The organism is Vibrio lentus (genome assembly GCF_002875945.1).
GTDB lineage: Bacteria > Pseudomonadota > Gammaproteobacteria > Enterobacterales > Vibrionaceae > Vibrio > Vibrio apostichopi.
In genome coordinates this window covers 1-14,806 of sequence record NZ_MCZK01000151.1, presented here as the reverse complement: position 1 = coordinate 14,806, position 14,806 = coordinate 1, and the positions used below count along the sequence as shown (strand labels likewise).

The 14,806-nt window shown below is 45.7% G+C and carries 2 protein-coding genes and 1 pseudogene; 1 reads left to right on the top strand and 2 read right to left on the bottom strand.

From position 1 onward, the window contains the following. Nucleotides 1–16 precede the first annotated feature (16 nt). Nucleotides 17–781 carry a transporter substrate-binding domain-containing protein gene (locus tag BCT49_RS18535; protein WP_102437320.1) on the top strand — a complete coding sequence of 255 codons (765 nt, stop codon included), beginning with the start codon at nt 17–19 and terminating at the stop codon, nt 779–781. Nucleotides 782–901: 120 nt separating this feature from the next. Here BCT49_RS18535 and BCT49_RS18530 read toward each other — a convergent pair whose 3' ends face one another. Both BCT49_RS18530 and BCT49_RS26395 read right to left on the bottom strand, forming a co-directional pair. Continuing rightward, nucleotides 902–12,574 carry a cadherin-like domain-containing protein gene (locus BCT49_RS18530; RefSeq protein WP_372166271.1) on the bottom strand — a complete coding sequence of 3,891 codons (11,673 nt, stop codon included), beginning with the start codon at nt 12,572–12,574 and terminating at the stop codon, nt 902–904. A gap of 60 nt (nt 12,575–12,634) precedes the next feature. After that, a pseudogene (locus BCT49_RS26395) lies at nt 12,635–14,806 on the bottom strand (hypothetical protein); the annotation flags it as partial.

Genomic DNA, 14,806 nt, shown 5'->3' with positions numbered 1-14,806 from the left:
ACAACAGATAATTACAATGAAAAAAACATCACTATTACTTGCTTCCATTACTCTGGCTCTTTCTGGTGTCGCACAAGCTGACCAATTAGAAGACATCCAAAAATCAGGCACACTTCGTGTCGGCACCACCGGCGACTACAAACCTTTTTCTTACTTCGACGGCAAAACCTACTCTGGTTATGACATTGACGTAGCTAAACATGTTGCAGAGCAGCTGGGCGTTAAATTGCAGATTGTTCGTACTACATGGAAAGATCTACTGACCGATCTAGACAACGATAAATACGACATCGCGATGGGCGGTATCACGCGCAAAATGCAGCGTCAGTTAAACGCAGAACAAACTCAAGGCTACATGACTTTTGGCAAGTGTTTCTTAGTTGCGAAAGGCAAAGCAGAACAGTACAACAGCATCGAGAAAGTGAACCTTTCTTCTGTGCGTGTTGGCGTTAATATCGGCGGGACTAACGAGATTTTTGCGGATGCTAACTTGCAAGACGCGAGCTTCACACGTTACGAGAACAACCTAGACGTTCCGCAAGCCGTTGCGGAAGGTAAAGTTGATGTGATGGTGACAGAAACTCCTGAAGGCCTGTTCTATCAAGTGACAGACGAGCGCCTTGAAGCAGCTCGTTGTGAGACACCGTTTACCAACAGCCAATTCGGTTACCTGATTCCAAAAGGTGAACAACGCTTGTTGAACACAGTAAACTTCATTATGGATGAGATGAAATTGAAAGGCGTTGAAGAAGAGTTCTTGATCCACAACTCTCTTAAGTAACTCTTTTCGATTTATACAGTGACAAAAAAGAGGCCAGCAATGCTGGCCTCTTTCGTTATGGTTAAATGGTTCGCTTTTAGTTTAATCGTTAGATTCTAATAGCTAACCTCCAATGTAACGTTAACCGTGAGTGATGACATTTTGTTGCACTAACGCATCCAAAATATCCGAAGGCATAGTGCCACTTAAGGTTAGCTGAGGAGCAAGGTCTTCAACCACAATCACCTGTTCCGTAGTACCTAAACCATCAGACTTGATCGTAAGCTCAATATCATCCCCTTCCACTTTCGCGTCTATCTGTTGCAGTAACGCCGTCATGTCTGGAGATGTGTTCTTCAGCTCTGGCAATACTTCGCGCAAGTCGATCTGGTCACCTTCAGATAGGCTGAAATCGGTAATGGTGTCTTCAACGCCATCTTCGATATTAAGCCATACGAACGAATCCATTCCATCACCACCAGTTAGGATATCTGAACCGCCGCCGCCAATCAGTGTGTCGTTACCGTCACCGCCAACCAGCGTATCGTCACCCGCGCCACCTTCCAGTCGGTCATTTCCAGAACCCGCAGTTAGGTCAGTCGCATTCGCGCCTGCCAATAGTTGAATATCGTCGGTTTCCGAAGCCAGGTTAATGTCGACCGCGTCAGACACAATGTTCAGGTTAAGGTCGATTGAAGCCGAGGTCGCCGTGTCGTTGTTGTCAGTCTCTTCAGAAACCGCCTCAACTTTAAGCGTGTAGCTACCCGGAGTTTGAGAAAGCCCTACCGCCTGCAAGCTTTCAATTGCATCCGCCGTTGCTACCCAAACACCGCCACCGAGATCGGTCACAGAACCGACATCACTGGTGATTTGAGCGCCAGCAGGCACATCACTGATATGCAGCGTTAGCTCCTCAGTAATGTCCGTTAAGGCAGCGATAATTCCCACCAAAGGAACGCCACTCGCACTGACTGACTGGCTCGCAGTAATGTTTCTCACGTAATTAGACGCAGTATCAATCGACAAGGTTGGCGCATTCGCCACTGGCGTTACCGCGATGTTGTAAACAACAGGCGTCGTCTCTATCGCGATACCAGAAGGGTTTCCGCTGTCTTTAGCGACAACTTCTAAGCCAATGCTACTGGTTGGAGACAGGCTCGCATCAAGGTAGACACCGTTTGGACTGGTTGGCGTATCAATCAGCGCATTTAAGTCACTCAGAGTGCCAACTAAGATAACCGAACTGGTATTGTTGCCATTGACCATCACCGTCGTCACTGCCGGAAGTGAAACGTTCAATGTACCGTAATCCACTGTCAGCGTGACGGTCATCAGATCATCAGAAAATGTATCAACATAATCAGGGTCACTGACATTGATACCACTCAATAGCTGACCAGCATCCTCGTCAACAATCGTAGTGACACTGTCACCATTAACGACAGGTGTATCGTTCACTCCATCGACAATCGCGGTGATCTCTGCAGTATCCGTTAAGAAGTCATTAGCGCCGTTGGTTGTACCATCATCTTCAACGGTATAGGTGAACTTAACGTTGCCATTGTATTCATCAGCCGCCGTAAATATCCAGTATGGGCCAGTGATCATAGCGTCATCAGTGCCACCTACGTTTTCGAAGCGCTGTAACTGGCCTTGGCCTTCGTCGAGCACCAGATTAGTCACGGTAATCGTGTCGTTTTCCGGATCGCTCGTCGCAGCAATTAAATCGCCCTCTTTGATGATCAACTGACCTTCTTCAAGGATGTTTCCTAAGTCGATGTCCGTTGCCACTGGCTGATCATTTACTTCGGTTACTTCAAGACTAATTTCAGCACTATCGGTTAGGAAATCATCCACGCCATTAGTTGTACCGTCATCAGTAATTGAGTAATTGAATTTAACGTCGCCGTTAAAATCGTTGTCAGCTATGAACAGCCAGAATGGTCCAGTAATCGCTGCATTATCCGCACCACCTGCATTTTCAAAGCGCGTTAGTTGGCCTTGTCCCTGAGTCAGAGTTACACCAGTTACCGTTAAGTTGTGGTTTTCTGGATCAGAGCTTGCTGCAATCAAATCACCTTCAACAATGACGATTTGGCCATCTTCAGCAATCGAACCTAAATCAACGTCTGTCGCGACAGGTGCATCATTCACTTCCGTTACGACAAGGCTAATTTCAGCATTATCAGTTAAGAAATCATCCACACCGTTGGTGGTACCGTCATCAATAATGTCGTAATTGAACTTCACATCGCCATTAAAATCATTGGCTGCAGTGAATATCCAGAATGGTCCAGTTATCCCAGCGTCATCAGCACCACCAGCATTTTCAAAGCGCGTTAATTGGCCTTGTCCTTGAGTCAGGGTTACACCCGTAACCGTCAGGTTATGGCTTTCGATGTCAGAACTTGCTGCAATCAAATCGCCTTCAACAATGACTATCTGGCCATCTTCAGCAATCGAACCTAAATCAACATCAGTCGCCACCGGAGCGTCATTCACTTCCGTCACCTTAATGGTGAACGTAGTTTGATTGGTTTGAGCGGTATTCGGATCACCCGCGTCAATCAAGCCGTTATTACCACCATCATCGAGCGTTGCATTGATTGTGACTAAACCACTCTGATTGAGGTAGTTCTGATCTGGGTCTGGTTTGAAAGTCACTGTTCCATTAGTCAATGCGGTATTGATGTCAGCTTCTTTACCGGTAATCACCAATGAACCGTCAGGTTGCAACACAAACGTCACGTCAGGTGAGCTCGTAAACTCAAACACACCTTGCGCTCCCTGCAGCGTTTGATCCATTTGCAACGTAAGAACATACGGCGCATCTGGGTTATCAAAGTTAGCGTCAACATCGTAGATACTGAAGTTGTCGATAGCGATGCTAATATCTTCCGCCGTTTCAATGTTGGTCACATTCACAAACGTCGGTTGATCGTTAATAGGGTCAATCACTAAATCAACATCGAAGCTGGTTGGAGTACCTAAGTATTCGGTGTTGTCAGCGTCTGTATCTACAGAGCGAACCGTAATCTGCAATGGTCCATTGATGCCAAGCACATTACCCGCATCGCTGTTATGTTCACCCGAACTAAATACGATCTTATCGAGCGACTGAGCAGGAACATCAAGTGTCCATAGTTGTGTCCCCGAATCGTAGCTAGCCAATGTCGTGCCGTCTGGATAGAAAATAGAAGCATCTTGAGGCACACCCGCCACTTCAACTCGAAGTGTTTCAGGAGCATTTTCAGTAAACGTTCCGCTTCCTGTTGCCGACAATTCTTTGTCCAAAATAGTCGCATTGATTTCGATATCAATGTTTTGACCTTCGTTGCCTGTCACAGAGTCAGTTGGATTGGTATCGACATCATCACCAACAGGTACCACATGCAGTTTGAAGCTTGGCAAGTTTGCCGCCGCAGTAGGCACACCCAACAAAGATTCTTGAGTGAAGACTTCAACGCCAAACTCGGCCGTACCACTGAAGTTTTTCGGCGGTAAAATCGATAGCTCACTCAAATCGAACGAAAACCCTGATGCTTGAGGCAGTTGAACACTCCATTCACCACCACCGTTATTCTTCACTGTGTATGCTGATGCAGCATCTGCACTCATTAAGAAGCCATCGGGTACACCCGTAAACTTAATCGAAACGAACTGCTCTGAGCCATCAAGGTCAGTCAATGCAATCGATACTGGGCCCGTACCTGACAAGGAAATAAGCTGGTCTTCGTTACCTGTAATCTCGATAACATCCGGATCACTGCCCGGTCCTGTGACAAGGACATCATCCACGACAGGAACCACTTCAAAGTTCACACTCGTAGAGAAAGTATCCGTGTCGATTGCACTGCCAACAGGAGAAGCTGTCTCATTGTAGGTAGCCGTATCGGTAATTGTCCCACTGACATTCACTTGAACCTGATTAACGTCATTACCCGTAGGGTAATTAGGAGCAGCTCTGAACAAGACGTTATCTAGAGCACCCGCGTTAATCTGAGCTTCATCGAAGGTTACCGTTGTACCAAGAGATACACCCGCGCTGGTATAAAACGCACCAACACTCGTGTCATCCAAAGTCAGCGTAATAGATGTGAATTTTTCGTCACCACCTTCAACCCCACTTACTTGGTCAGTAATAGTTGAGCTGAAATCAAGCTGGATATAGGTATCTTCGTAGCCAACTGGATCTTGCCCAGCCTGGCCATCGGTATCGACAGGATTGAACAAGTCGTCCAATGAGCCTGTGACTGTAACGTCGATGTCTGGGTTGCCTTCAACATCTGGCGCGACTTTGATTACCACATCGGTCACCAAGGTTTTTTCATCACCTGAAAGGAGATCTTTGGTCACAATGGTTAGTGGTAACTTAAAGTCACCAGAGTAGTCCGCTGGTAGGTTCAGTAACAGCCCAGAAAAGTCCGTTGAAACGCCTTGGTCGACTGTTGTTTCGAATACATATTTGCCGTTAACGAAGTCGACTTCACTGCTTCCCGCTAAACTGATTGGGAAAGTACCGCCTGGGTTAATGGTCACAGAGGAATCAATAATGATGGTCACTTGGTCTGTTGAGGCATCTTCTCCAGAGAAAGTGATCAAACTATTTAGCGCAGAGCCTAAGTCTAGCTGTGTGTCTTCTATAGCATCGACAACGCTGTCTGGTGTCATCGTAATATCTGCAGCCACCTCATTCCCGCCAACAAGCACTTCTGGGAACGATAGATTTACTTCACCTTCCCTTTGAACCGCCGCTGATGACTCAATTTCAACACCATCACCGCGATCAACCACTGTACTAAAGATGGTCATCTTGATGTCATTGAAAACGCCGGGGATATTAGAAACTGGCGGAAATGCTAGACCGTTCGGTGCACCAATGCTAAACAGATCTTCATTGGTTACAACCCAGCGACCATTACCTTCGTATGCAGCACCAATAACAAGTAACTGATTGAGCACATCATCTGATAGCGCTGAGTCGTCCACGTTTGTCAATTGAATAACTAACTGGTCCACTTCTTCGATAGCAGACGAAGCATCAGTTTCTTCGTAACGAATAACAAACTCATCCGTTACCGATGCATTGTCACTGTTGGTTGTAAATTTGAGGACACCGGTCAGAGCATCTGCAACCACTGTTGTTAGAGCAGTGAGACCTGAAACCTCATCGACAACAAGTTTGTTATTGGCATCTTCTGGTTCAACCACAGGTCGTACTTGAACATCAATAGAACCGTTAATCGTCGCGGTAACGATGCCTTGACCAGGATTGCCAGCGTCGACGTATTCATGATCTCGCTCTTCAATCATCACCACAGTATCAAGTGTAAAATCAGTACTTGAATCTTGAGCTGGAGTGATTTGGATGAAGTTATTGTTCAGCGCGATTTGAGTGAACTCTTCTGGCGTCTGGCCACTCTTAGGTGTGATGGTTAAAGTGCCTGCGGCAGCATCGTAAACCCAAGTTACATCGCCATTAACCACAACACTTTCAACATCCGTTGGAATGTCACTGATGACAATAGAAGTAAAATGCTCATCATCATCAATATAGTCAGTACCCTCTGGGTGCCAATCAATATTGATAGCCGTATCTTCGTCGCCGTTGGTCACGGTATTGTAAGTTGCTGAGGTATCGATCCTAGGCTCTACCAACACTCGAACTTCCTGATCAAAAGAAAGCGTATGACCATCGTTTTCAGTCACGATCACTTTACCTTGAATATGGATATTCTCCGTCGACGAATCGACAGGTCTGATGCGAATACCTGAGGTTTTACCCGCCTCAGTAATGTTCGCTTCATAGATAGGTTTAGATAAGTCAGGACTACCGCCCGGTCCAGTCTCGTAACCAACAAAGTTAAGATCAATCACTGTACCGTCGCCGTCTTCCAGAATAACGCCGTCGGGTATACCCGATAGAATCACAGTGAGCGACTCCGAACCATCATCAGCTAATGGCGTAGTACCAGTATCAGGTCTTCTTTCTCCAGATAACACTGTGAAGTCCAGCAGAGCATATCTATCGCCATTTTGACTCTCTTCAATAGTCGTTTGAACACCACTCGTTGTACCGTCATCAAACGTTGTCCAATCTGTACCATTCGTTCCACCATAAGGAACATCAGCAACACCTTTAACCTCGACGTTGACCGTCTTAGTACCCAGTATTTCTTCATCGACTTGCGCACCTGAAGAAAGGTTCGCGGTGTCTTTAACCACACCGGTTACATCGAAAGTAAAATCCACATTGCTGTGTTTGGTTGGAACGACTTCCACGTTAGCCAAATCGGAATACGCAATTTCTTGGTAATTGGTACCACTGACTGTAGGAACAACTGTAGTCGTCCCTAGGAAATAGAGCACCGCGCCTTCAGTAACATTGCTGATACGAACAAACAGTTCTTCAGAACCATCGGTATCCACTGACCCAGTCATGGTGATGACTTCGTCTAGCGTGAATGCGTCTTTGTTGTCCAAAGGACCAATGTAATCAGGATCATCGATGTTGTCTTCGTTGATCTTGATACGACTCACACTGAATGTGCCTGGGTCGGCGTCAGCAGTGACATCAATGATAATATTTTGCTCTACAGAACGAGCCGTCGTCTTATCGTTTGCTCCACCGTTGGCTGCATCATCGTATGGGTTACGTGTCTCTTCAGTAATAGCTGTCGCTTTAAATTCAATTTGCCCAGAGAAGTTATCAATAGGGTTAACCACGGTGCTATTGATATCAGCAGATGTGATGATATAAAAACCATTAACTGGCGTAAGCACTGAGCCATTTTGGTCAAGCAACTCAAACTTACCATCTCCCTGAACAACTTCGAGCTCATAGGTAATGGTTTCAGTGCGGCTGTTATCTTGTGATTCTGCGTTTAATTGCAGGGTAACGTTGTCTTCATCTTCGTTCACTTGATACTGATACGTGCTACTGGTGTCATCCCAAGTTGCAATATCAGCTACAGCTTCAATCTCAATTCTGAAGTTTGAATTAATGGTGTGATCAGGATTGTTATTGTTGTTGTCAATTTCAAGTTCATAATTGATTCGAACCCCATTTTCACCAGAACCAAAGTTTTGGTCAGGGACAAAGTACAGGTTGTCGATCGTCGCAATGGTTTGTCTTGCTTCATTTGGGTTTGGAGCAAAACTTTGGTCCATCACAGAGGAATCAAAGATGATATCGCCGTTAGGTTCCGGATCTAACTTGTGATACTCCATGCCATCAAAGTAATAGAACATACCTCTGTGGTTGCTGTTTTGAATCGTCAGTTGACCGATAGACTCGTTGTTATCTTGGTCATATAGGTTAACTTGCAGCGCAACTTGAGCTGGCGCATTAGGCAGACCACTCTGGTTATCTTGAACATTCTCAAGAGTCGGAGCATCGCCCGTTGCGTAAGGTATCGTTGAATCTCTACCCGCGTCCTCGAAAGTAGTCACTTTCAGCGCGATTCTTGTCGAGTCCCTATCAATAATCGTGATATCTAACGGAGTTTCAGAAGTGTCTAAATCGCCATCCGTCGCAATCACGTTAATCGAGAAGTCGATGGTGTCATCACCGTCATGATCTAGATAGCCATTAGCTCTAAATTCTATTTCGCCATTTGAGTTGATACGTAAAGTACCCAGTTGCCTTTCCTGAGTACCACCATTGCCATCATCAGTCTGCTCATAAACACGGATAGTTCGACTTCCACTTTGAACATTCAAGCCATCGCTAAAGCCAGTATTGTTACCTCGTTGAAAAACAATATCAGCCCCGTTACTTGAGATGCCCTCAATTCGACTCAGTACCGCACCATCAGCCCCCACATCCGTCGCATTGGCAAACATATCGACTTTAGAACCATTGTAATTCTGACCTTCAATACGAGTGATCGACTGAGTTGTCACTAACGGAACATCATCCGTCACTGTGATTTTCAGATCGATTGCGTTTGATTGGTCTTGGTCAAAGTCTTCAGCCACGACTGAGAAATCAAGTTCGATGTTATTTTCATCGGCACCATCAGGGTGTTTAAGCGGTTTAAACAATTCAAACTGATAGCTGTTATCCGAGGTATCGAAAATAATCTCGAACACCGCTTCATTACTCGTTACGGTTTGAGCAACATAGGTAAATGTTGTGCCTACCTGTGAAACAGTTAACCACTCTAAGCCTTCTCCATCGGAAGTTAAGCCAGCCAGAACCAAATCTTCATCAACCAATTCATACTTCACAACGCCATCAGCGCCTTCATCGACCGTGAACAGTCCATTGATAATGGTGTCTTCAGAACGATCCGAACCAATACCTGTAAGATCGTCTTCATCAACAACCGTTTCACCTGTCGGAGCGGTCATCACAGGCACATCATCGATCACCTCGATTGGCAATACATATTGGTTAGAATCATCGCCATCACCATCAACGGCAACAACATCAAACGGTATTGTTAATGTATCGAGGTTACTCGGTGTCGTAGCGTGATTGAGAGGGCCAAGCAAGGTAAAGGTGTAAGCACCATCATCAGTCAGCACTAATGTGAAAATCGGCGTTCCACTTGGGTCGGTCGCCCCTTGGTAGGTGGTCGTGTTGGCAGCACCGGTGATCTCAGTGATCTTAATACCTTCATTGCCCGACGATAGCGTTGCTTCCAGCGTTGAGATATTACGTAGTTCGTAAACTTCAACTTGGTCTGCACCTTCTGTGGTAACAAACGAACCCGTCGCTTGTGCCAGAGTACCTAAATCATCTTCATCAACCACAAACGTACTCGCGCTAGTGGTGTCAGTAATGGTTGGTACATCATCGGTAATCGTCACCGTAAGAGACTTCACGGCTGAGTCAGTGTTGTCTTTGTCGACTGCTATAACTGGCAAGGTGAAGATTTGATCATTGTTACCTTGTACTGGCAGGTGATCTAACTCTTCCAACAAGGTGAATGTGTACTCTCCTAGAACCACGCTGCTAAACGCGATGGTGAAGATATCCGTTTGGACACCGCCGCTCTCAACGTAACCAATATAATTATCGCTGTTCAGAGGATCTTCTTTTAGTTGAACCACCAAACCATCCGCTTGCAGATCGCCTGATGTGTTGAATTGAGCCGGATCAATGCGGAAGTAGCTAACATCATCACTTCCTGCTGTGAAAGTAATGGTTTCAGTTTGGCTCACAGGTAAACCCGGTGAAGAACCATCAATCAGATTTGCTTCAGCCAGCGCGACAGTCGGTACGGTGTCGATAGTTGGTGGCGCGCCATCTGCAATAGTTAGCGTTACAGTCGAAGTGACAATATCGCCATCTTTATCTTCCGATGTCACCGTAATGGTTTTAACGATGTTACCACCCGAATGATCGAGATTACGGTTAGGTTCGAAACGTACATCCCCTTCGAGATTGATAAACAGAGAACCTTCAGTGAACACAAATTCTTGCTCACCCGTGTCGGTTTGTACCAGAGACTCTTCAGGTTGGCTGCCATAGGTAAACTTAGTGATTGTGGCACCATCTGCGCTTTGCGCAGGCATCACATCAAAGACTGCTGTAGTCGGTGTTCCCGTGGTTGGCTCAGTAATGTTGAGCGCACCTGACTGCATCAGCTGAACATCATCGGTGATGGTGACTGTCAGCGGTTTAGACGCTGAAATATCACCATCGGTATCTTCTGCATAAACAGAAAGATCAAAGCTCAGATCGTTATTTCCTAAGCCATCAACATGGTCTAAACGTTCAAGCAGAGTAAATGTATATTGGCTCGGATTCGTGTCATCAAAATCTAGAGTGAAGATAACTTTCTCAACACCCGAACCATCCGTCGTGAATGCAATGTAGTCGCCTGAATTTACAGGGTCTTCACGCAAACTCAGTGACAAACCATCCGACTTCAACGCGCCGTTGGTATTGAATAGCCCTACTTCCACCACTATTTCAGCAATATCATCACTGCTTGCAAGTGAAGTAATGGTTTGAGTCATACTCACAGGGTTTACGCTAGGCGTAGAACCATCCGCAAGTAAGCTTTCTGACAATGCCACACCCGGCACAACGTCGATTGTTGGTCCGTCACCATCAACAATGGTGAGCGTAACCGTCGACGAAAAGATATCGTTATCAAAGTCTGAAGACGTGAACACGATTGACTTAACAATGTTCCCTGCAGAGTGATCAAGGTTTCGATTTGGCTCAAACCTTACGTCACCATCTAGTGTCACAAACAATGAACCTTCAGTGAAAACAAACTCTTGTTCGCCACTGATGTTAGGATTCAGAGTAATTGGAGAACCACCGTCATACGTGAACTGCGTAATGTTCGCGCCGTCTGCACTTGGTATTGGCATCACATCAACGGTAGTTGTTGTTGGCGTACCAGAATTTGGCTCGGTAATGGTTAAGAAGCCATCTTGCATTTGCTGGATGTCATCTTCTATCGTAACCACCACATCGCGCTTTGTTGACTCAGAATCATCTGTATCAACAGCATAGGTAGGTAAGCGGAAAGTAAGGTCGTTGTTGAGCACGCCATCAAGGTGATCAAGCGCCTCAATCAAGGTAAATGTAAACTGAGCTTTGTTTGCACTATCAAAGCTAATGGTAAATACATCGGTAACGTTACCCATACCATCATCGGTATAACCAATGTAGTCACCAGCAGAAGAAGGATCTTCTTTTAGTTGAACAACAAGACCACTTGATTTCAACAGATCGCCAGGATTGAATTCGTTGGTCGCAATTCTAAAGTGACTAAAATCATCACTTCCTTCGGTGTAAGTGATTGTGTGAGTCGAACTTACCGGAGAACCAGTTGGCGTCGAGCCATCCGCTAGATTGACTTCCGATAAGTTAACATCTGGAACCACATTGATAACTGGATCGATACCGTCTTTGATCGTCAAAGTGACATCCGCGGTATCTGTATCGTTATCAAAATCACTGGTGGTAACGACAATCGTTCTTACGATATCGCCAGATGAATGGTCTAGATCTCTGCTCGGCTCAAAACGAACCTCCCCTTCAATGGTGATGTACAGTAAGCCATCGGTTACGGTAAAGACTTGTTCTGTAGAGATGCTTGGGTCTAACGTTACAGCTGTGCCACCATCATAAGTAAACTGTGTCACTTTCGCGCCATCAGCACTCTGCGTTGGCATAACATCAATGATTGGCGTCGTTGGTGGCGTACCCGATGCCAAATCAGCTAATGAAGGCTCAGTGATACTCAAGGTACCATCTTGAACACCTTGTACGTCATCGGTGATCGCAACCGTCATTGGCGACATTGCAGAATCATCACCATCCGCATCAACCGCTAAAACAGGGACATCGAAGCTTAGTATATTGTTTTGTAATCCATCGACATGATCTAACGCTTCAAGCAGTGTGAACGTGTATTGCCCTAAATTGCTCGTCGAGAAGCTGATCGTGAAGACGTTGGTTTCTACGTTAGAACCGTCTTTAACGAAGCCAATGTAATTACCAGAATTAGCTGGCTGCTCTTTTATCTCGACATCTAAACCGTTTGATTTCAAAGCCCCTGAAGTATTGAACTGCGTAGGGTCAATTCTGAAATGACTGACGTCGTCACTACCGACGGTATAGGTAATGGTTTGTGTCATCGTTACTGGGTTGCCCGTTGGCACAGAGCCATCAGCCAGATCCACTTCAGATAACGTAATTCCAGGAACGAGGTCGATGGTAGGGAGGTCACCATCAACAATCTTAAGTGTCACTGTCGATGTAACAATATCGCCATCGAGGTCAACAGACGTCACCTCAATCGACTTGGTAATATCACCGCCTGCATGGTTTTGATTGCGCACTGGTTCGAAACGTATCTCACCTTCCGTCGTAATGAATACCGAGCCTTCCGTGAAGACGAACTATTGTTCACCATTCACATTTAAATCAAGGCTTTCTGCAGTACTACCATCGAAAACAAATGAAGTAACTTTGGCTCCATCAGCACTTTGGTTTGGCATCACATCAAAGGTATTTGATGTTTCAACACTTGATGCTGGCTCACGGCTGGTGATTGTGCCGTCTTGCATCAATTGCACATCGTCACCAATGGTTACGCCAAGCTGAGAAACTAACGAGTCATCGCCATCACTATCAACTGCATACACCGGTAGATTAAAGCTTAAATCGTTGTTGCCACGTGCATCTTGATGATCCAGAGCTTCGATTAAGGTAAATGTGTATTCGCCTAAGGTTCCAGCGTTAAAGTCCAACGTAAATACTGTCGTCTCTACATTAGACGAACTGGTAGTAAAACCGACGTACTGACCAGAGCCTTGAGGGTCTTCACGTAGTTCGACCGCTAAGCCATTCGACTTAAGTGCATCGTTAGTATTGAACTCGGTTGGTTCCAAACGGAAGCGAACCACATCATCACTTTGGTTGGTGAAAGTAATCGTCTGTGTTGAGCTGACCGCGCCAGCATTTGGTGCAGAACCATCAGCTAGGTTTGTTTCTGAGAGCGTAACGCTTGGTACCGCATCGATGGTTGGAATATCACCATCGGTAATGGTCAGCGTAACGGTTGAAGTCACCGGATCGTTATCAAAATCACTTGAAGTAACGACAATCGACTTCACGATGTCTTCGCTAACTGAATGGTCAAGGTCGCGATTCGGTTCAAAGCGCACTTGGCCTTGCAGAGTAATAAACAACTCACCTTCTGTGAAACTGAATTGCTGCTCACCTACGATGCTTTGATCGAGTGTTTTGACAATACCGCCAAATGAGAATTCAGTGATCGTCGCACCATCGGCACTCTGATTTGGCATCACATCAATGGTGTTGGTTGTAATGGTTCCATCTGCAAGGTTTGGTTCAGTGATATCTAACGTACCGTCTTGCATGATTTGGACATCATCACCAATGGCCACATTGAGTTGAGACACCAGTGAATCATCGCCATCACTGTCGACAGCGTAAACAGGTAGGTCAAAGCTTAAGCTGTTATTCGCAAGGCCATCTACATGGTCTAACGCTTCAAGTAAGGTAAAGGTGTATTCACCGAGCGTGGTGGTCGAGAAACTAATGGTAAACACTGGAACTTCAGTGCTCGAACCATTGGTAATAAAGCCTATGTAAGTACCTGGATTCGCAGAGTCTTCTTTTATCTCAACCGCAAACCCATTCGATTTAAGTGCACCACCCACATTGAACTCGGTTGGCTCAATACGGAAACTGCTCACATCATCACTTTGATTCGTAAAAGTAATCGTCTCTGTTTGACTTACAGCACTGCCGCTTGGAGTTGAACCATCTGCAAGGTTGGTTTCAGACAAGGTAACGCTTGGCACTGCATCAATGGTTGGGATATCACCATCAGTAATGGTCAGAGTGACCGTTGACGTCACCACATCTTTATCTAAATCGCTTGAAGTCACCACAATCGACTTCACGATGTCGTCGCTAAGCGTGTGGTCTAGATTACGGTTTGGTTCGAAGCGAACTTCACCTTGTAATGTGATGAACAGTGAACCCTCAGCAAAGACGAACTTTTGTTCACCCGTATCGTTTTGATCGAGCGTTATTATTGCTCCGTTATCGTAGATAAACTGAGTAATTGTCGCGCCATCGGCACTTTGACTAGGCATCACATCAACAGTAGCTGTCGTCGGGGTACCTGCCGCCAAATCAGCAACCGTTGGCTCAATAATATTAAGCGCTTGGTTTTGCATGACCTGTACATCATCACCGATGGTCACATTAAGTTGAGACACCAGTGAATCATCACCATCGCTATCAACCGCGTAAACAGGAAGATCAAAAGTCAGATCATTCTTCGCTAAGCCATCTACATGATCCAACGCTTCAAGTAAGGTGAAGGTGTATTGGCCTAAATTGGTATCCGAGAAACTAATCGTAAACACGTTAGTTTCAACATTCGGAGCCGTTGTCACAAAACCGATGTAGCCACCCGGAGTGGTTGGGTCGGCTTTTAGCTCAACCACTAATCCATTTGATGTAAGAGCACCACCAACATTGAACTCCGTCGGTTCAATACGGAAACTCGTGACGGGCTTTGTTGCGTAATTCAT